Origin of the sequence: Flavobacterium sp. (assembly GCF_039595935.1) — a bacterium.
Taxonomy (GTDB): domain Bacteria; phylum Bacteroidota; class Bacteroidia; order Flavobacteriales; family Flavobacteriaceae; genus Flavobacterium.
The window spans coordinates 731,910-752,901 of record NZ_JBCNKR010000006.1 but is presented as its reverse complement, the minus strand read 5'-3'; the positions used below and the strand labels follow the sequence as shown (position 1 = coordinate 752,901).

Sequence of the window (20,992 nt, the reverse complement as noted above, 5' to 3'; positions counted from 1 at the left end):
ATTAAAAGGACATTACGAATAAGTATTAATGGAAAATAAAAAAGTTATCATTTTAGGTTCTTCCAGAAAAAACGGAAACACAACAAAAATTGTGGACGAAATTTCTAAAGAACATCACATCGATGTAGTGAATTTAAGTGATTACAATATTTCGTATTACGATTACGAAAGCAAAAATATAGACGATGATTTTCTTCCTTTAATAAGAAGAATACTGGAAGAGTACGACACCTTAATTTTTGCAACGCCGGTTTATTGGTATAATATGAGCGGAATTATGAAGGTCTTTTTCGACAGGATTTCAGATTTAATCCGAATTGAAAAAGAAACCGGACGAAAACTAAGAGGAAAGAAAATTGGTGTGATTACAAATTCACACGACAATGAAATCGAAGATAGTTTTTATATCCCGTTTCAAAAATCAGCCGATTATTTAGGCATGGAATATTTAGGACACGCGCATTTTAATGCCAACATCCTAAACCACCAAACAAAAATAGAATTGACATTTATATAAAATAAAAAACAATGTTATCAATAAAAAACCTTCACGCCGCAATTGGTGATAAAGAAATCCTGAAAGGAATTAATATAGAAGTTAAAGCTGGAGAAGTTCACGCTATCATGGGACCAAACGGTTCTGGAAAAAGTACACTTTCTGCTGTTATTGCAGGAAATGAAAATTATGAAGTTACAGATGGAGAAGTTATTCTTGACGGAGAAGATCTTGCTGATTTAGCTCCTGAAGAAAGAGCACATAAAGGTGTTTTCCTTTCTTTTCAATATCCGGTAGAAATTCCTGGAGTTAGCGTAACTAACTTTATGAAAACTGCTATCAACGAAACTCGTAAAGCAAACGGACAAGAAGAAATGCCGGCAAACGAAATGTTGAAAGTAATTCGTGAGAAATCTGAATTATTAGAAATTGATCGTAAATTTTTATCTCGTTCTTTAAATGAAGGTTTTTCCGGAGGAGAGAAAAAAAGAAACGAGATTTTCCAAATGGCAATGTTAGAGCCAAAATTAGCGATCCTTGACGAAACCGATTCTGGTCTTGATATCGATGCTTTAAGAATTGTGGCTAACGGAGTAAACAAATTAAAAAGCGACAAAAACGCAATTATCGTGATCACGCACTACCAACGTTTGTTAGATTATATCGTTCCTGATTTCGTTCACGTTCTTTACAACGGAAGAATTGTAAAATCTGGAGGAAAAGAATTGGCTTACGAACTGGAAGAAAAAGGATACGACTGGATCAAGGCAGAGAATTAGTCAGTCATAAAGTCGAAAGTCAAAAGTCATAAAGTCGAAAATACAATATGAGTAAGTTCAAATCTTTTGAGGAAATAAATTCTTGGCAAAAATCTCGAATCTTCAACAAGAAAATATATTTGATTACTGAAAATTCTAATTTCAAAAAAGACTTTGATTTTGTTAGACAAATAAGACGAGCATCACTTTCTATATCATCAAATATAGCAGAAGGTTTTGAGAGAAATCAGACAAAGAGTTTGTTTACTTTTTATATGTAGCCAAAGCTTCAGCAGGAGAAGTAAGATCTCAATTATATTTAGCTTTTGATTTAGAATATATTATAAAAGAAGAATTTGAAATGCTTTTAGAATCGATTACAGAAATATCGAAATTATTAAGCGGTTTCATTAAATATTTGAGCCCAAAGTCATAAAGTCGAAAGTTATAAAGTCAAAAACTTTATGCTTTAATTCTTGACCTTTAGGCAAAAACAGTCGGCAATCCTAAGTCTTTCGACTTTCGACTTTCGACTTTAAGACTAAAAAGAACAATGGATTTAAAAGAAAAATTAGTATCGTCTTTTATGGCTTTTGAAGAGCGTGTCGATGTACATTCAGATTTACATGACATACGCACAAATGCTTTAAAAAACTTCGAAAATAAAGGTTTCCCAACCAAAAAAGAAGAAGCTTGGAAATATACATCGCTAAATGCCATCTTAAAAAATGACTTTACGGTTTTTCCAAAGCAGGAAAATGCAATCGAATTTAATCAGGTAAAAAAATACTTTTTACACGAAATTGATACTTATAAATTAGTATTTATCGATGGTGTTTTCAGTTCGCATTTGTCTTCTACAACACATGACGGAATCGACGTTTGTTTGATGTCTTCGGCATTGACCAAACCAAAATATAAAATGTTTATTGATACGTATTTCAATCAAATTGCAAGTAAAGATGACAGTTTGACTTCATTGAATACTGCTTTTGCAATGGAAGGTGCTTTTATCAATATCCCGAAGAAAAAAGTAGCTGATAAACCAATTGAGATTATGTATTTCTCAACTGGAAACGAATCGGCTTTAATGGTTCAGCCAAGAAATTTGGTTATTGTGGGCGAAAATTCACATGTTCAAATTATTGAGCGTCACCAAAGTTTGAATGAAAATCCGGTTTTAACCAATTCGGTTACAGAGATTTTTGCTCAAAAACGTGCGATTGTTGACTATTATAAAATTCAAAACGATAATAGTGAAGCCAATTTAATTGATAATACTTATGTTTCTCAACAACAAGAAAGTCACGCTTCTGTTCATACTTTCTCTTTCGGAGGAAACCTGACTCGTAACAACTTAAACTTTTACCATTTCGGAGAAAGATTGACAAGTACGTTAAACGGAATTTCTATCTTGAATGACAAACAACACGTAGATCATTATACTTTGGTAAACCACGCACAACCAAACTGCGAAAGTTTCCAGGATTATAAAGGAATTTTCTCTGATCGTTCAACAGGAGTTTTCAACGGAAAAGTTTTGGTAGAAAAAGAAGCTCAAAAAACAAATGCTTTCCAAAAAAGTAATAATATTTTATTGAGTGACAAAGCAACGATCAACGCAAAACCACAATTAGAGATTTTCGCTGATGACGTAAAATGTTCTCACGGTTGTACAGTTGGACAATTGGATGAAACAGCAATGTTCTACATGCAATCTCGTGGTATTCCGCAAAAAGAAGCAAAAGCTTTATTGATGTACGCATTCTCAAATGCCGTTATCGAAAGCATCAAAATACCGGAATTAAAACAAAGAATTACTAAAATCATTGCTATGAAATTAGGTGTGAATTTAGGATTTGATTTGTAAAAAATTCTATCTAATAAAAATGAAAAACCGATAAGCTTTTAAAGTTTATCGGTTTTTTATCATTTTTTCTTTTTTGAATCATCCTCTTTTAGCATTTTCTTATGTCCTTGCTTAAGTTCTTTTTTAACATCCGAAAGTTCCTTTCCTAAAGGTAAATTTTCAGGAGTTTTTCCAACGTTCTTCACAATAATTTCTCGAACTTCTTTTCCAACTTGAAAATGAGTTTGTTCTAAATTTACCTGACCTTTAATCCCTTTATTTTTAATTCTTTCTTCTGTTTGTGTAGTTCTAAATAGATTAGCCGCTAATTCAGTTCTCCCCATATGATCCATTAATTTCCCTTTCTTTACTCCTCTTTTTTGTTCTAATTTCCATGATGGCATATTATACATTCCAATATAACCTGCATTTTGAAATTTTGCAAAATCAGTTACTCCAGATTGTTTAGCAATAGAAGCTAAAGACTTATTACCCTCCGTTAGTTCTTCACGAATTAAAATTCTCTCAATTTCTTGATTATTTTCCAAGTGAAGCTCAAATCTTCTGGTTTGTTGAGCAAAATAAACTTGTGCTTCTGCTACTTCAACTTTCTTTGGATCACCATTCATTACTGTTAAGTAACAAGCAAACCTAGAAAGTTTAAAATCCTGACTATCCACACCATTTATGTTTCTCATTTGAGCAATAATATTCTCATAATGAGGAATATTTAAAGAAACAAAAGCTTTTGTCGCTCTATCTAATACTTTCTGAAAAGATTTCATATTAGGATAACCTAGCATCTTCATCAAATCAGAAGCCCACCAATAAGTAATTCCATTCTCATTCTTGAAATCTTCGAACGAAAGTGAATTACCATTTGTTTCTTGAATATCTTCTTCCATAGTTATAGTCATTTTTACGTTGCAAAAGTACAAAATTAAATTACAAAGAGAATAAAAATCACTTTTTCACACTCTCAATAATCCCCTTCAAAAACCCATTAAAATCAAATCCAGGTTCTTCTTCCTTCACTCCCATTCTCACAATTACCATATCCAAAGACGGAATAATCGCCACCATTTGCCCTTGGTAACCACTGCAATAAAACATATCACGAGGAACATCCGGGAATTTTCCTCCGGCATTTAACCAAAATTGCGCTCCATATTTTCCTTCAGAAGTATTGGTTGGTGTTGCTGTATATTTTACCCAGCTTTCATCTAGAATCTGCTCGCCGTTCCAGTTTCCTTTATGAAGATATAATAACCCAAATTTTGACCAATCTCTTGGAGTTGCCCATCCGTAAGACGATCCTACAAAAGTTCCAGACATATCTTGTTCAACAATCATGGAGTTCATTCCGATTTTGTCGATTACGGCGCTGTACCAAAAATCAAGATATTCTTGTTGTGTTTTAAATTGTCTTCTTAAAATTAAAGACAATAAATTTGTCGTTCCAGAAGAATAATTCCAATGTGTGTTTGGTTTAAATTGAGCAGGTTTTTCCAATTGCACTTTTCCCATATCTTCTGCCTGAAAAAGCATTTTTGTGGCGTCGCAGATTGTGCTGTAATTCTCTTCCCATTCTAAACCAGAATTCATGTGAAGCAAATCGTTAATCGTGATAATTTTACGCTCATCATTTTTCCATTCTTCAACTGGAGCAGGTTTATAAATATCGATTTTTCCTTGTTTAGCCAAAACTCCAAAGGCAGAACTTGTAATACTTTTTGTCATCGACCAACCCAGAATTTTACTGTCTTTATTGAAACCTGTATCGTATTTTTCGGCAATCAAATGATCTTTATATAAAACAACAACAGCACGCGTTCTTTTAATTCTTCCGCCTGTTTTATCAAAAGCATTTTCAACTGCTTTTTTCAATTTTGAATAATCAACATTTGCAAACGAAGTATCTTTTGGTTCCTTATTTCCGTATGGAAAAGCGAGATTGTTTTCTAATTTTGTTCTTTTCGGAAGTAAATAAGGTTTTGTAACATCAAAATCATCATTAATCAAAACTGCCCCTAAACCTTCGCGATAAATTGCTTTTCTTTCTTTAAGTCCGTAAACAGATGAAAGAGCAAATTTTCCAGAATCATCGATTGAATTTTTGGCCAAATCAACCAAATTGATATCATTGTCGGTTTTTTGGATTAAATCCAACGAACGATTATCAATAAAATGTCCAGATGCGACACTTTTAGCCGAAAAACCAGAAATTAAATCAAGCTTTGGATAGGTTGTAAATCCGAAATACAAAAAAGCGACAACTACTAGAAGCAAAAGTACTTTAAGAAATTTTTTCATGATGATTTAGATATTTTTAATGCAATATAAATAATTTATGTTCACGATTTTAAGACTCAAATCACAAATCTGTTTGATATAATTCAGAAAATATAATCGATTTTTACCAAATCAGCATTTACAGCTTGTAACAATGGCATCATAAAAGGAAATTATAGAATTGCTGTATAAACAAATTTAGTTTTAGTACTTTTGTAAATAGATTTTTTCTAAATAAGACATGCTAGATATTCAAAAAATAAGAGCTGATTTCCCGATACTTTCACAAACTGTAAACGGAAAGCCATTAGTATATTTCGACAACGGAGCTACTTCGCAAAAACCACAAGTTGTAATTGATGCTGAAGTAAAATATTATCAGGAAATTAACGCCAACATTCATCGTGGTGTTCACACTTTAAGCCAGTTAGCTACTGATGCTTATGAAATTTCCCGTGGAAAAGTAAAAGAACATATCAATGCAAAACATGCTCATGAGGTTCTTTTTACTTCTGGAACTACACACGGAATCAACTTAGTTACAAATGGTTTTGCTTCTATCTTAAAACCGGGCGACGAAGTTGTTGTTTCTTCATTAGAACATCATAGTAATATTGTGCCGTGGCAGATGTTATGCGAAAAAACAGGTGCTGTTTTGAAAGTAATTCCGATTGACCAAAACGGAGAATTAATCATTGAAGAATTTGATAAACTGCTTTCTGAGAAAACAAAAGTTGTTACGGTTAATCATATTTCAAACGCACTCGGAATCATTAATCCGATAAAATATATTATCGATAAAGCACACGCTGTTGGTGCTGCAGTTTTAATTGACGGCGCGCAGGCAGTTCCGCATTTAAAACCTGATGTTCAGGAATTGGACTGTGATTTTTATGCTTTTTCGGGACATAAAATGTGTGGTCCAACCGGAACTGGAATTCTTTATGGAAAAGAAGAATGGCTCAATAAACTTCCTCCTTATCAAGGCGGCGGCGAAATGATTAAAGAAGTTACTTTCGAAAAAACTACTTACGCAGATCTTCCTCATAAATTTGAAGCCGGAACTCCAAATATTGCCGGCGGAATTGTTTTAGGAACTGCAATTGATTATTTAAACAGCGTTGGTTTTGAGAATATTCAGGAATATGAACACGAACTTTTAGAATACGCTACAAAACGTTTATCTGAAATTAAAGGTTTAAGAATCTACGGAACCGGAAAAAATAAAGCTTCTGTAATTTCGTTTAATATTGATGGAATTCACCCGTATGATGTTGGTTCTATTATAGATAAATTAGGAATCGCCGTTAGAACCGGACATCATTGCGCACAGCCAATTATGAATTTCTTCTGTATTCCGGGAACAATTCGTGCTTCATTTTCATTTTATAATACAAAAGAAGAAATTGACCAGATGGTTGATGCCGTTAAGAAAGCTCAAACAATGCTAAGCTAAAAAAACTATTTATGAGAATATTATCTTTATTGCTTTTAACCCTTTTTATTGCGACTGGATGCTGCAGTCAGAAAAAAACACACATGGCCGAAACTCAGATTGAATATTCTGCAATGTCAAGAGGATATTTTAAAAAGATTGTCCTTCAAAATCAAACTGCTTTTGTTACAAACGGAAGAGATCAGCAGCCTATTGAAACTAAAATTGATGATGCTAAATGGAATAAAATTACGGCTGAATTTTCAAAAGTAAATTTAGATAAACTTTCAACTTTAAAAGCACCAACAGACAAACGTACTTACGATGGTGCTGCAATAGGAAATTTAAAAATAACTAAAGATGGAAAAACGTATGAAACCCCTGGTTTCGATAATGGTTTTCCTCCAAAAGAAATCGAAAAACTAGTTAATTTACTGGTTGATTTTGCTAAAGAATAATTATGACAATAAAGGAAATACAAAACGAAATAATAGACGAATTTTCGATGTTCGACGACTGGATGCAGCGTTATGAATACATTATCGAACTAGGAAAAAGCCTTCCGTTAATCAAAGAAGAGTACAAAGTAGATGAAAATTTAATCAAAGGATGCCAGTCTAAAGTTTGGCTTCAGGGCGAAGAACAAGGTGATAAAATCGTTTTTACCGCAGACAGCGATGCTATTTTGACAAAAGGAATAATTGCGATTTTAATTCGCGCTTTCTCCAACCAAAAAGCATCCGATATTATAAATGCAGATACTGAATTTATAGATGAAATCGGTTTAAAAGAACATTTATCTGCGACACGTGCCAACGGTTTGGTTTCGATGATAAAAAACATCAAAATGTACGCTTTGGCTTTTGATGCAAAAAATAAAAACTAAAAAATTTTAAACCATATAAGTAATATAAGAAAATTTAAGTTTTGTTTTAAATGAACTTATATAGCTTATATAGTGGAAAACAAATGTTGTAAGTTTTGTCTTTCTTTTTTATTTCTTGTTATTGCTAAAAAAGGCAAATGATAACAAAGAAATATTTGACTGATTTAATTTATCAGGTTAACGGAGCAGCGATTGAAGTTCATAAAAGTATTGGGGCTGGGCTTTTAGAAAGTATCTATCATCAATGCATGATCAAGGAATTGTCTTTACGAGGAATTAATTTTAAATCTGAGTTAGTGGTTCCTGTAGAATATAAAGGCTTAGAATTAAAGTCAGATCTAAGATGCGATTTATTCATTGAAAATTGTTTAGTTCTTGAATTAAAATCAGTCGATCAAATTATACCAATTCATGTTGCAAAACTGATGTCTTATATGAAACTTTTAAAGTCACCAATTGGTTTAATGATAAACTTTAATGTAACAAACATTTACCACGAAGGTCAAAAAACATATGTCAATGAGTTATATCGCTGGCTGGAAGATTAAATATAAAAACAAATATCATCATTAAAATTATTAAGTTTAGTTTAAATGAACTTATATAACTTATATGGTGGAAAAACAAAAACAATGGAACAAGAAATAGACACAAACGAATTAGGAGAATCTATCGTAAGAATTTTAAAAGGAATTTACGATCCTGAGATTCCTGTTGATATTTACGAATTAGGATTAATTTACGACGTAATGGTAAATACAGATTACGAAGTAAAAATTCTTATGACACTTACTTCACCAAACTGCCCTGTTGCAGAAAGTTTACCTAGAGAAGTAGAAGAAAAAGTAAAAGGAATCGAAAACATTAAAGATGTTGACGTTGAAATTACTTTCGATCCGCCTTGGAGCAAAGATTTAATGAGCGAAGAAGCTAAATTAGAATTAGGAATGCTTTAAAAAATAGTCATAAAGTTGAAAGTCATAAAGTCCAAAGTAAAAAGACTTTATGACTTTCGACCTTCGACTTTCAGACTAAAAAAATGGAAGAAATCATCAATAAAGTTGCCAATAGTGCTTTAGAAGTTTTTGATTTGGAGGATTATTATCCAAAAGGAATGCGTGTTCAGATTGACATTTCGCAATGGCTTTTGGAAGGATTTTTATTGAAAGAAAAAGACTTTAGAGAACATCTTAAAAATCATGATTGGTCACAATACCAAGATCAATATGTGGCGGTACACTGCAGTACAGACGCCATTATTCCGGCTTGGGCATTAATTTTAGTGAGTGTTCATTTAGCGCCTTTTGCTAAAAAAGTAGTCAATGGAACAATAGAAGACCTTGATGCTAGTTTATACGAAGAAATTCTGAGCAAAATTGATTACACTGCTTATAAGGGAAAACCTGTAATTGTAAAAGGCTGTTCTAAAAAACCAGTTCCAATGCGTGCTTATATTTTGGCAACAACTTATCTTCAGCCATTTGCCAGAAGCATTATGTACGGTGAAGCATGCTCTGCTGTACCTTTGTATAAGGAATCTAAGAAATAACCTGCATTTTCAGGGAATTTACGCCAAACCTTAAGTTAGTTTTTTGTATATTTGAGAATACACTAAACTACAAAACCATGAAAAAGCTGGCGTTTTTACTATGTATCCTGGCGAACTTTACTTTTGTTCAGGCCCAAAATTCGGAAAAAGAATTAGTTCAAAACACAGAAAAAGCTGTAAAAAAAATCAACGATACTATTGAAGAAGAGGGCTGGAAAGCAAAGGGAACTGTATCACTTTTATTAAATCAGTCCAGTTTTAATAATTGGATTGCGGGTGGAGAAGATAGTTTTTCCGGAACTTTAGGAATAAACTACGACTTTAATTATAAAAAAGACGACTTAACCTGGGATAATAAAATTCTGGCTTCTTACGGACTTTTACAAACTAAAAATACTGATTTCGGGAAAAAGACAGATGACCGTTTAGAGTTTAACTCAATTGTTGGTAAGAGAGCTTTTGGAGAATGGTACTACTCTTATTTTTTAAATTTTAGAACTCAGTTTACTACTGGCTATATTTATGGTCAGGATGAAAACGGAAAAGAAATCAGAACTGAGCAAACTAAATTTATGTCTCCCGGATATCTTACCACTGGGCCCGGTATTTACTGGTCTAAAGATGAACACTTAAAAATAAACTTTGCACCCCTAACTTCAAAGTTCACTTTTGTAGACAATGCTTATACAAGTGGAATTGATAGATTTACTGGTTTGCCTTATGTCGATGGTGATTATTTTGGAGTTGACGAAGGTAAAACCATGCGTTACGAACTTGGTTTTTATGCTTCTGTTTATTATAAACTGGCCATTATGACCAATGTAACTGCAGAAAACACATTGAATTTATATTCTAATTATTTGGAAGATCCTCAAAACGTAGATATTAATTACTCTCTAAATATTATTATGAAAGTAAATAAATTCCTTTCTGCAAATTTAGCTTTCCAGGCTATTTATGATGATAATGCTTTTAGAGGGCTTCAAACTAGAGAAGTATTTGGTTTAGGAATTAATTTTGGCTTTTAAAAACTCTTTTTAATCAATAAAAAACGGCTTTTGAAAAATTATCAAAAGCCGTTTTTCAATTTTATTCTTCTTCCTTTTCAATGGCATCCTTGTAATCAGGATATAAAAAGTTATTATATGGAAATCTGGTAATGTGAATCTGGCGAACCGCTTCGTAAACCATTTCTCTAAATTCCTCAAAGTTTTCTTTTCTTGTCGCAGAGATAAATAATGCTTTATCATGCCCAACATTGCTCATCCAGGTTTGTTTCCATTCCTCTAGAGTCCAGTGTTTTCTGGTTCTTTCGGTAATCAAATCATCTTCGTCAATTGTCAGGTGTTTATAAGCATCGATTTTATTAAAAACCATAATTGTTGGTTTATCGTTGCTTTTAATTTCCTGTAAAATCTGATTTACAGATTCGATATGATCTTCGAAATCGGGATGTGAAATATCGACAACGTGCAAAAGCAAATCGGCTTCGCGAACCTCATCCAGTGTACTTTTGAAAGAATCAACCAATTGTGTTGGCAGTTTTCGAATAAATCCAACCGTATCCGAAAGCAAAAATGGAAGGTTTTTAATAACCACTTTTCGAACTGTTGTATCTAAAGTTGCAAACAATTTATTTTCAACAAAAACTTCACTCTTTCCAATTGCATTCATCAAAGTTGATTTCCCAACGTTTGTATAACCCACTAAAGCTACACGAACCATTGCGCCGCGGTTGCTTCTTTGAATACTCATTTGTTTATCAATCGTTTTGATTTTTTCTTTCAATAACGAAATTCGGTCACGAACAATACGTCTATCCGTTTCAATCTCCGTTTCACCGGGACCACGCATACCAATACCTCCTTTTTGACGCTCAAGGTGTGTCCATAAACCTGAAAGTCTAGGCAGTAAATACTGGCATTGTGCTAATTCAACCTGAGTTCTTGCATAAGATGTTTCGGCTCTTTGTGCAAAAATATCCAGAATCAAATTGGTTCTGTCAAGGATTTTGCAGTCAATAATTCGTGAAATATTTTTTTGCTGCGATGGCGTTAATTCATCATCAAAAATAACCGTCGATATCGCGTTTTCTTTTACAAAAAGATTTATTTCATCTATTTTTCCCGTTCCCACAAAAGTCTTCGGATTCGGGCGTTCCATTTTTTGCGAAAAGCGTTTTATAACCTCACCACCAGCGGTATAAGTTAAAAACTCTAATTCGTCTAAATATTCATTAAGTTTTTCCTCACTTTGACTTTGAGTTACAATACCTACAATGGCCGTTTTCTCAAAATTTATAACTTCTTTCTCTAGCATATCTTAAAATAAGGGTACAAATTTAATCATTTGTAAACTACTACAATTATAGAATTTCAATTTTAAATCCTATTTAAAAAATAAACCATTTATAAATCAGGTCTTAACCTTACTTATAAATGGTTTAAAAGTATTTAAAAACTTATTTATTCGTAAATAAACGTTTTTTCAGTTTTTACAATTCCGTTTTCTTCTATTTGTGAACAAGAAATCGGGAAATTTAATTTGTTGTATTTATATTTTCGGCTTACCGCTACTAAAGCTGTAGACGATGGGCTGAAATTCATTTCATTATTATAAGATATCGCCTCAAAACTAAACTCATCTTCATGGTATGAAATCATGGGTACAATTACTTTATAATTTTGACCAAATAGATTTTGAACGATTAACTGATCTACTGATTTTTTATCATCAAAAGTATATGTTTTTGAGATCTTATCTCCCACTAAACCTTTATGTTTCACAACATTATCGTTAACATAAACATATTCTAATTTACCAATTATTTGTTTATTTCTATCACGTGAAGTACGTCTTACGATAATTCCGTTCTCAATAATGTATTCAATATCTTCAACTAAATTCTGGTGATTTGTACTTTTTTTAGTAGTTACTTTTACACGTGCGCCTTCATAAACAAATGATACTACCTTTGTGATGTAGTCTGGCCCTTCCTGGTATTTTTTTACAAACTTTGTAATGTTACCGTCAGCATCATAAGTATAATTGATAACTTCTTTCCAGTCACTTCCCACTTTATCTTTAACGGTCATATCCAGCAGTCCGCTTTTGTTATAAAAAAAGTGCTGTACGACATCAGAAGTGGTTATCGTTTGAAGTTTACCATCTTTAAAAACCATTGTTTTATTAACAATTTCACCGTCTTTAGAGTTTTGGTAATTCGTTTTTACAATATTAATCTGCTTTAATTTAACATTGTCCTGACCTTGCATCAAGAATGGGAATACCATCATTAAGATGGCGATAAAGTAGGTTCTCATTTTGTTCTCGTATTGATTTGGGATGACCAAAATACAAAATTCTGGCAAAATCTAATAGTTTAAAATCTCAAAAATAATACCTCATTAAATTATTCTCCCATAAATCAGTCTTTTAACCGAAAACCAGCAAAAACAGTTTTCCTACTTTTCGCCAAAAATCTTCACATCGTCAACCATAAATGCGCCGTTTAAAGTCTTATCTTTTCCAGATCCTATATATTTAAAAGCAATATGAATGTTACCTGAGTAAGCAGATAAATCTATTCCGCCTGAACTTATAAATTGACGCATTGGTGTAGAAAGATCAGCAACTTTTGCCTCTAATTTTGTCCATTTTGCTTTGCTGATATTTGATCCGTCAAAGTTTGTTGAAACATAAACTTCGAGTGCATTTAACGGAGAATCTACTTTTAAATCATGCTGTGCACTTCTAAATGATAATATTGCATTTTTATAATTTGTCAAATCAATTTTAGGAGAAACCAGCCAGGCAATATTTTCGGCTGCGGTTGTGCTTGTAGTATTAAATTCGGCATAACCATTTCCGGCATAAACCATACTTTTCCATAGTTTAGTGGCTTTCTCTACAATATTACTCCATCCCGGAAGTGCAAAATTGACATTGTTTTTAACGGACTGAAAATCCTCAGCAAAAAAAGGAACGCTTCTCTTTCCGTTCATTACGATATCATTTTCCGAGCGAACCATTAATTGATAATCTGTACCAAATTTTGTCAAAATTCCTCTCACTTTTCCGCTTCCTTCCGGCACAAAATGATCTGCAAATTTTGCGTAACCGCTTGTTCTGAAAATAATTTGATTTCCTGTTTTATCTCTCAGATTCCAGTTTGAAGATCCTCCAACATTATTTGATTCTTCAAAATAGTTTCGTCCTAAAGCCGCTTCTGTAAACTGAACATCATTAAGTTCTATTAACGTATTTAATTTACTGTCATCAAGCGCTTGTTCTATCGAAAGAGATTCAACTAATTGGCTTTCATCAATAAGAGTACATGAAGCATTTAAAACATTTTTATACTCATTTTGGGAAATTCTGCCTATCGTTGGATCGCCTGAACTGCTAACATACAAACTGCCAATTCTTAATCCTCCATAATATAAATCTGTAAATTGATTTTTAAGTTTTACATAGACTTTATTCCCAATTCGATAATCAATATAAGTGTTTGACGCATCAACCGGAACACTAAAACCTATTGCCGGGATTCTTTCTGAAGCTTTTGTCTGTAGTGTAATCGTTTTGAAAAAATTTCCTCCTTCATCACTTGAAACCACATAAGCTTCAATAATATCATCGTATAAATATTGTTTTGCAGTTGTACCCGACATTTCATAGACTTTTTCTACTGTTTTGTTTACTTTATAATCAGGCTGTGTACATTCTAATCTTGGTGTTTCAGCATCTTTACTGCAGCTGCAGATTAATAATAATGATGAAACTAAAAATGAATTAAAAATTATGTTTTTCATGGCAAATAAATTTTCGGTCTATAAACCGATTGTAAGATTTAAAAAATAAGTTCTTCCGTAACCGCAATAATATTTTGGACCAAATGATGGTGTTCCGCTAGAAATATCCTGATTTAACGCTCTGAAATTTGCGTTTCGAGCCTGCTCAAAACCGCCGGTTTTATACATTAGATTCAGGACATTATTTACACTGGCAAAAAGTCCAACATATTTTTTATGAATTCGCAAGGACTTTCCTCCATTGATATTTAGTAATATTACTGGATTAAATTTTTCTTGTTTCAGTAATTCATTTCCTCTTTCGGAAGTGGCTTCGGGAAAAGGAAATCCGTTTGCTGAATTAATATAGAATTGTGAGGTTCTTGATATTGGCGAAACATCAATATAATTATCACTCAAATAATTGATATTTGTTCCAATCCACCAAAATTTAGGATCGCGATATTCTAAACCAATTGAAATTGCATTTTGCGGCATTCCCGCTTGTTTGTAGTTTTTAAGATAGGCCTGACCAAAATCAAAAGTTGTCTGCGCACCATCTTTTGCGGCGTTTGCATCGTTTGTAATGGATACATTTGGATTACTGTTGTAAACATAATTTCCGTAAGCAGCAGATAAAGTAGTTTTAAGAGTAGGCGAAATCTGATATTCAAAACTCAATTCTGCACCTGTATTTTTCTTATCTAACTGAGTAAGAGTCTGACTAACAAAAGCATCTGTTGCATCGTAACCTGCTCCATTGTCGAAAATTCCTTCTGCATAAAAAAAGGAAGTTTTAGAACTGTTTTTTATTAACGCATAATAAGCTGTTAAACGTAATTTGAGTTTTGGCGAACGGTAAACATAATTGGCTTCTGCGCTAGTAATATTTTCACTTTCAATTCCTTCAACTATATTATTATTTAAGCGTGAATTTGAAAATGTATTTCGCAATGAAGGTGCTCTTGTTAGATGCGCGCCATTTACAAAAAACCATTCTTTACCCGAAATTTTATATGTGAATCCGCCTTTGAAACCAAAATTTTCAAAATTTACCTTTTCACTTTTTCCTAAAGAAGTTGTGGGATAAATTCCGTTTTGGTATAATCCCTCTCTTTGATAATCTGATACTGAATACGATTGTGCCAGATAAAATTCGGTTTTGTTGTACGTAAATTTAAATTGAGCAAAAGCGTCAATTGTATTGGCTAAAAGGTTGTAATTATAACCATAAATATCTCCTTGTTTTACCTGTCTATTCGGATTCTGTAAATCTGATTGAGCAAGATCGCCTTTATAAAAAGGATCAATATCTTCAAAATATGCTCCGCCAAGAAGATCTAATAAGTACTGAAAGTTATGCGATTTTAAATTCTTAAAAGTTATTCCTGCATCAAAAGAAATATTAGAATTAATCTGTGTATTTAGATTTGAATTTACTGCAAAAGTTTTATCATCTGTTCTGTCTTCATATAAAACATAATGACTCTGCGCTGGCTTATAACCATTTTGACCTGGTTTTTGATTTGTTAAATACATTCTGTTCCAGTCAATTTGAGAATTTGCCAATAATGTGATTTTGCTTTTCTCTGCATTTTCATAATCCGGAGTAAAATCTCCAGAAAATTCGCCTTTATCTTTTGCGTAAAGCGAGCTAAAATAACTCGGCATTTTTCTATAATAAACCGGATCCGGACTATCAGCATTTTGGTAATCGATATTACTGTTACCGACTTTTCCAAATTGATACATTACACCCGAATTCAGATTTGTTTTTTCATCAATTTTAAAATAATGATTGAGCATGAATAACGGTTCAGCTACATTTTTTACTCTTGCGTTTCGTTTTTCTCCATTCTGAAATCCCCAGTACGAATTGTATTTTTCGCCCATTAAATTCGTTACTTCATTTGTATTTGGAGAATTTTTGCCACGAGAATTTGGCGTATAAAATCCGGTAAAATTGAAAGAATGTTTATCGTTCAATTTCTTTTCAACACTCATAAAAAAAGAATCTGCATCGAAATTTGTTCCTTCAAAATAGCCTTCATCCGCCCATCTTTTACCTGCAGAAACAGCGTAAGCCCAACCCGAAGCATTCATTCCTGAAGCATAGCTCCCAATCGCACGCCAAGTATAAGTTGTATTGCTTCCTGAAAATGTGAGCTGCGTTCCTTTTCTGTATAAAGAAGCCTGAGTAGAAATTTGCTGCGTTCCTAAAACGCCTCCAAAAGTATAATTTGAAGCTGCGGTTCCAACAGAAAATTCCTGATTTCGAAGCACATTATTTAATCCGCCCCAATTGTTCCATTGCGGTCTGCCGTCGTAAATTTTATTCATCGACATTCCGTTGAGCATCATAGTTCCGTTTTCGCTGTCTAAACCACGAACTCTAAATCGGGCCTGACCCCAATTAAATGCAGAAGCCTGCATAAAAGCATCTTTAGAAGATTGTAAAAGTCCCGAAGTCATTTCAGAAGAACTATTATCATCAGATAAATCGCTGTCTAATAACGTTATTAATGCTGGTGGAATATCGTCTGAAAATGTATCTTCTAATTGCAGTATTCCGAGATTGATTTTTTGCCCAAAATCAGACTGAATTTTTAAAAGCTGATCTTTATATCCCTGACTATGAACCCATAATAATTGCTCTCCTTTTAGGGGAGAATTAAATTCAAACCTGCCTTTTTTTGAAGTAAGTGCGGTAATTGAAGTGTTTTGAATATTGATTACAACATTCTCAAGAGGTTTTTCTGTTTTAGCATCAATTACAAATCCGAAGAAGATTGTTTCCTGAGCAGAAGCAAAACTAAAAGACCATAAAATTAAAAAGACTGCGTATTTTTTTACCATTAAAAAATTCCAATTTACTTTGAAAATTATTTTTGGATATTACTCCATATTCAAAAGATAAAATTGGTTTTTGGAAAAAAGGTTTGTCTCATTTATAAGACAAGCAATACAACATTCAAATTTAGAAATAAATTTTAAAAAGAAATAAATTTCCTACAAAAATAAAAAAACGCAATCCAAATCAATTTAATTCCTTCAGATTGTATACAATAAATTATTCTGTCGTTCTAATTTTAGAAACCATAAAGGCAATCAGAACACCAAAGATTCCGATAAAAGCAAAAGAAAATTGTAATCCGAAGTTTTGAGCGATGTGACCAATTACCGGTGGTCCCATTAAAAAACCTAAGAAACTAACACTCGAAACTATTGTTAAAGCTTCTCCGGGAGGAACTGTCGGGTTTTTTCCGGCCATACTATAAACAGTTGGAACTATCGTTGCAACTCCTAAACCAACTGCCATAAAAGCAATCGTACACGGCACAAGATAAGGAAGAAAAACAGCCGTAAAAAGCCCTGCCGAAATCATGACACCGCTTATTTGCATAACACGTTCACGACCAAATTTATTAATTAATCCGTCGCCTAAAAATCTTCCGCTGGCCATCATAATCATAAAAGATGTATATCCTAAAATTACCAAAGGTCCCGGTGCTTGTACAATATCTTTAAAGTAAACTCCGCTCCAGTCAAACATTACGCCTTCGCTGGCCATACTGCAAAAACCAATTACGCCAAGCCAAATTAAAGCACTGTCTGGTTTTACAAATATTCTTCTTTTCTCGGTATTATGCTTGATTTTTTCTTTGGCTCTGATTAAAAACTTAAAGTTGAAAGCAATCATCAATAAAACAATTACGCCAACAATTAGAAAGTGATGTAATGGTGATAATTTTAAAGCCAACATTCCTAAACCGACTAATGCTCCTGTAAATCCTGCAAAACTCCACATTCCGTGAAAAGAGGACATAATTGTTTTTTTGAAAAGTACTTCGGTATAAACGCCTTGTGTATTTACTGCAATGTTTGCTAAGTTTCCAAATAATCCAAACAAAAACAATCCTATTGATAATTGCAATCCGGTTGTGGCTAAACCTAAATTGGCTAAACACAAAACATACATTATTAAGGAGAAAATCAAAACGCGGTGACTTCCAAATTTGGTTACCATTTTTCCCGAAAAAGGCATAACAATTAACTGCCCCATTGGCAAGGCAAAAAGTATAGAACCTAAATCACCTTCGGTTAAATGTAAAGCCGTTTTAATGTCAGGAATCCTGCTTGCCCAGGTTGCAAAACTTAATCCCATTCCGAAATAAAACATTCCAACGGCAAAACGAATTCGGTTTAGATAAGAAGCTTTTGCTTCTCTAAAAACTTTCTTGATTTTTCCTTTAGTCTGAAAAAGTTGTAAGGGATTAAAATTTATCAAAATGAATGCGTTTTGGGATTATATTATAAATGTACAAAAAACCTTTGTATTTACTTAAAGGTACAAATTGTTGAAATTATTTACAACGTTATTGTTTATAAATCGGTCGGTTTTGCCCGCAGATTTTACGGATTAAACGGGTTTTGCACAGCTGTTATTTTATTGTCACGCATAAAAAAAGACGCACTGCTGTGCGTCTCTACGATATATATTGTATGCATTTTGCTTACAGATTATAAAAAAATTAAATCAGCGTAAACCCATTTAATCTGTAATCCCGATAGCCATCGGGAGTGGGCAATCAATCTTTTATAAATTAATTACAGTTCGCTGCGCATTACTTGCAATTGCTGCTTCTATAATCTGCATTACTTTTACGCCATCTTGTGCCGTAACCGGTTCTTCAATATCGTTTGTAATAGAATTGAAAACGCCGTCGAAAAATGAGAAATAATTTCCCTGAAGTGTCGGCACTTTTTCACGAATAACTTTTCCATCAATTTCTGTATGCAAAATTCCCTGCAAATCTTCAGATTCTGTTCCCCAAGATTCTAAATTTGGTTTCTTTCCTATTTTTAATTCGTCTTCCTGAACGTCTCCGCGAGGTTTTAAAAAAGAACCTTTTTTCCCATGAATTGTATATGCAGGATTGGCTTCTCTTACAAAAAAACCTGCTTTTAGACGTACTCTGAAATCGTCGTAAATTAATGATAAATCAATCCAGTCATCAACTAAAGAATTTTCTCTTGTTATTCTGATATCTCCAAAAACCGATTTTGGTGAACCAAATAAACAAACAGCCTGATCAATAATATGCGGACCCAAATCTTTTAAAACTCCGGCGCCGTCATTGGCGGTTTCTTTATGTACTTTCGGACTCAATAACGGATTGTATCGGTCAAAGTGAAATTCGGCTTCGACCAAATCTCCCAGAACACCATCGTTAATTATTTTTTGAATGGTTTTAAAATCACTGTCCCATCTTCTGTTTTGAAAAACGGCTAGTTTCAATCCTTTTTCTTTGGCAATTTTAGCCAGTTCCTGAGCTTCGGCTACAGTTGTTGTAAAAGCTTTTTCGACAACGGCATGTTTTCCTGCCAGAAGTACTTTTTTGGCATATTCATAATGCGTTCCAACTGGTGTATTTACGATTACCAAATCGACATCATCGGCTAATAAATCATCAATTGAAGGATAGCTTTTTACGTACGGATAATCTTCCTGAATAAGTTTTTTAGATCTTTCCCAAGAACCTAATAATTCAAAACCGGGATGAATATCTAAAAACGGAGCATGAAAAACCTTTCCCGACATTCCGTATGATAATAGTGCTGTTTTTATTTTTTGCATTTTGATATGATTTTTTGCCACAGATTAATGTGATTAAAAAGAATTTTCTTTTTTGCCACGAATTTTCACAAATCAGTGCGCTCAAAAACTTAAAATAATTCGTAAAATTTGTAGCAACCAAAACTAAAAAAATCACTTTAATCTGTGCAATCTGTGGCTAATAAATTTAAAGTTTAGCTCGTTCGTATTGTTTTGGCCATTGAGTATCGCTGTTTAATTCTTTGGCGAAATCTAACGGTAAATTCGGATTTCTTAATGATTCTCTGGCAAACAAAATTAAATCGGCCTGACCTTTCTCTAAAATTTCTTCGGCTTGTTTTGCTTCTGTAATTAAACCAACTGCTCCAGTTAAAATGTTTGATTCTTTTTTTACTTTTTCTGCAAAAGGAACCTGATAACCTGGACCAATTTCAATTTTTTGATGTGAAACTAATCCACCGGAAGAAACGTCAATTAAATCAACTCCTTTATCTTTTAAGATTTTAGAAAGCTGAACTGATTCTTCCGGATTCCATCCGCCTTCTGCCCAGTCTGTTGCTGAGATTCTCACGAACAAAGGTAAATCTGAAGGCCATTCTGTCTGAACTGCTTCTACAATTTCGAGTGTAAAACGAATTCGGTTTTCAAAACTTCCTCCATATTCATCGGTTCTCACGTTTGTTAGAGGAGATAGAAACTGATGTAATAAATAACCGTGTGCAGCGTGAATTTCCAAAACTTTATATCCCGCTTCAACAACTCTTTTTGTTGCATTTTTAAAATCGATAATTACTTTTTGGATTCCGTTTTGGTCTAAAGCTTCCGGAAGATATGGTTCTCCGTCGTGATACGGAATCGCACTTGGCGCAACTGTCTGCCATCCGCCCTGAGCGAAATCTAATTTTTTATTTCCTTCCCACGGAGAAGAAACACTTGCTTTTCTTCCGGCATGTGCCAATTGAATTCCGGGAACAGAATTTTGAGAAACTATAAATTGGTTAATTTGTTTTAGCTTTTCGATATGTTCGTCTTTCCAGATTCCGAGATCAGCAGGAGAAATTCTCGCTTCGGGAGAAACTGCTGTCGCTTCCTGAATGATTAATCCTGCGCCGCCGCTTGCACGACTTCCTAAATGAACAAGATGCCAGTCGTTTGCAAATCCCTCAACGGCTGAATACTGGCACATTGGCGAAATAACGATTCTATTTTTTAAGGTAATGTTTTTTAATGTTATGGGAGAAAATAATTGTGAAGCCATAATTGTAACTTTTAATGATTTTAGGCTACCAATAAATTGACAGCCGTTTAAAAAGTAAA

At 33.3% G+C, this 20,992-nt stretch carries 20 protein-coding genes and 1 pseudogene; 12 read left to right on the top strand and 9 right to left on the bottom strand.

Features of this window, described 5'->3' with window-relative positions; translation table 11 throughout:
* Positions 1-28: 28 nt before the first annotated feature.
* The 5 genes and pseudogenes from ABDW27_RS13025 (at position 29) to sufD (ending at position 3,124) form a co-directional block, all read left to right on the top strand.
* Positions 29-517 (top strand): flavodoxin family protein, encoded by a 489-nt coding sequence (locus ABDW27_RS13025; protein WP_343696304.1) that lies wholly within the window; start codon positions 29-31, stop codon positions 515-517.
* Positions 518-528: 11 nt separating this feature from the next.
* Complete coding sequence (gene sufC, locus ABDW27_RS13020) at positions 529-1,275, top strand: Fe-S cluster assembly ATPase SufC (RefSeq protein ID WP_008466070.1); 747 nt, start codon at positions 529-531, stop codon at positions 1,273-1,275.
* A 47-nt stretch (positions 1,276-1,322) separates the two neighbouring features.
* A complete protein-coding gene (locus ABDW27_RS13015) occupies positions 1,323-1,535 on the top strand; it encodes a four helix bundle protein (RefSeq protein ID WP_343696303.1) in 213 nt (70 codons plus the stop codon).
* A gap of 23 nt (positions 1,536-1,558) precedes the next feature.
* A pseudogene (locus tag ABDW27_RS13010) lies at positions 1,559-1,690 on the top strand (four helix bundle protein); the annotation flags it as partial.
* A gap of 117 nt (positions 1,691-1,807) precedes the next feature.
* A complete protein-coding gene (gene sufD / locus ABDW27_RS13005; protein ID WP_343696302.1) occupies positions 1,808-3,124 on the top strand; it encodes a Fe-S cluster assembly protein SufD in 1,317 nt (438 codons plus the stop codon).
* A 59-nt stretch (positions 3,125-3,183) separates the two neighbouring features.
* Here sufD and ABDW27_RS13000 read toward each other — a convergent pair whose 3' ends face one another.
* Positions 3,184-4,008 carry a BRO family protein gene (locus ABDW27_RS13000; protein WP_343696301.1) on the bottom strand — a complete coding sequence of 275 codons (825 nt, stop codon included), beginning with the start codon at positions 4,006-4,008 and terminating at the stop codon, positions 3,184-3,186.
* A 58-nt stretch (positions 4,009-4,066) separates the two neighbouring features.
* Positions 4,067-5,416, bottom strand: a complete 1,350-nt coding sequence (locus ABDW27_RS12995) for a serine hydrolase (RefSeq protein ID WP_343696300.1) — start codon at positions 5,414-5,416, stop codon at positions 4,067-4,069.
* Between the two features lie 220 nt (positions 5,417-5,636).
* Between ABDW27_RS12995 and ABDW27_RS12990 the strand changes: the two genes are divergently transcribed.
* The 7 genes from ABDW27_RS12990 to ABDW27_RS12960 all read left to right on the top strand — a co-directional run bounded on the left by ABDW27_RS12990 (position 5,637) and on the right by ABDW27_RS12960 (position 10,293).
* A complete protein-coding gene (locus tag ABDW27_RS12990) occupies positions 5,637-6,851 on the top strand; it encodes a cysteine desulfurase (protein WP_343696299.1) in 1,215 nt (404 codons plus the stop codon).
* Positions 6,852-6,862: 11 nt separating this feature from the next.
* On the top strand, positions 6,863-7,288 hold the full coding sequence (locus ABDW27_RS12985) for a hypothetical protein (protein WP_343696298.1): 426 nt from the start codon (positions 6,863-6,865) through the stop codon (positions 7,286-7,288).
* 2 nt (positions 7,289-7,290) lie between these two features.
* On the top strand, positions 7,291-7,716 hold the full coding sequence (locus ABDW27_RS12980; protein WP_343696297.1) for a SufE family protein: 426 nt from the start codon (positions 7,291-7,293) through the stop codon (positions 7,714-7,716).
* 137 nt (positions 7,717-7,853) lie between these two features.
* On the top strand, positions 7,854-8,264 hold the full coding sequence (locus tag ABDW27_RS12975; protein WP_343696296.1) for a GxxExxY protein: 411 nt from the start codon (positions 7,854-7,856) through the stop codon (positions 8,262-8,264).
* Positions 8,265-8,348: 84 nt separating this feature from the next.
* The gene (locus ABDW27_RS12970; protein WP_343698132.1) at positions 8,349-8,672 is read left to right on the top strand and encodes an iron-sulfur cluster assembly protein; all 324 of its coding nucleotides are present in this window, start codon (positions 8,349-8,351) and stop codon (positions 8,670-8,672) included.
* A gap of 83 nt (positions 8,673-8,755) precedes the next feature.
* Positions 8,756-9,265 carry a DUF2480 family protein gene (locus ABDW27_RS12965; protein WP_343696295.1) on the top strand — a complete coding sequence of 170 codons (510 nt, stop codon included), beginning with the start codon at positions 8,756-8,758 and terminating at the stop codon, positions 9,263-9,265.
* Positions 9,266-9,342: 77 nt separating this feature from the next.
* The gene (locus tag ABDW27_RS12960) at positions 9,343-10,293 is read left to right on the top strand and encodes a DUF3078 domain-containing protein (protein ID WP_343696294.1); all 951 of its coding nucleotides are present in this window, start codon (positions 9,343-9,345) and stop codon (positions 10,291-10,293) included.
* 61 nt (positions 10,294-10,354) lie between these two features.
* On the opposite strand, the gene hflX is transcribed toward ABDW27_RS12960, so the two are convergent.
* The 7 genes from hflX to ABDW27_RS12925 form a co-directional block, all read right to left on the bottom strand.
* On the bottom strand, positions 10,355-11,584 hold the full coding sequence (hflX, locus tag ABDW27_RS12955; RefSeq protein WP_343696293.1) for a GTPase HflX: 1,230 nt from the start codon (positions 11,582-11,584) through the stop codon (positions 10,355-10,357).
* Between the two features lie 146 nt (positions 11,585-11,730).
* The gene (locus ABDW27_RS12950) at positions 11,731-12,588 is read right to left on the bottom strand and encodes a hypothetical protein (protein ID WP_343696292.1); all 858 of its coding nucleotides are present in this window, start codon (positions 12,586-12,588) and stop codon (positions 11,731-11,733) included.
* Between the two features lie 141 nt (positions 12,589-12,729).
* The gene (locus ABDW27_RS12945; protein ID WP_343696291.1) at positions 12,730-14,079 is read right to left on the bottom strand and encodes a DUF5689 domain-containing protein; all 1,350 of its coding nucleotides are present in this window, start codon (positions 14,077-14,079) and stop codon (positions 12,730-12,732) included.
* An 18-nt stretch (positions 14,080-14,097) separates the two neighbouring features.
* Positions 14,098-16,914: a carboxypeptidase-like regulatory domain-containing protein gene (locus ABDW27_RS12940; RefSeq protein ID WP_343696290.1), complete on the bottom strand. Its 2,817-nt coding sequence runs from the start codon at positions 16,912-16,914 to the stop codon at positions 14,098-14,100.
* Positions 16,915-17,128: 214 nt separating this feature from the next.
* A complete protein-coding gene (locus ABDW27_RS12935; RefSeq protein ID WP_343696289.1) occupies positions 17,129-18,346 on the bottom strand; it encodes an MFS transporter in 1,218 nt (405 codons plus the stop codon).
* Between the two features lie 309 nt (positions 18,347-18,655).
* Complete coding sequence (locus tag ABDW27_RS12930) at positions 18,656-19,696, bottom strand: Gfo/Idh/MocA family oxidoreductase (protein WP_343696288.1); 1,041 nt, start codon at positions 19,694-19,696, stop codon at positions 18,656-18,658.
* Between the two features lie 166 nt (positions 19,697-19,862).
* Positions 19,863-20,933, bottom strand: a complete 1,071-nt coding sequence (locus ABDW27_RS12925; protein ID WP_343696287.1) for an NADH:flavin oxidoreductase/NADH oxidase — start codon at positions 20,931-20,933, stop codon at positions 19,863-19,865.
* Positions 20,934-20,992 lie beyond the last annotated feature (59 nt).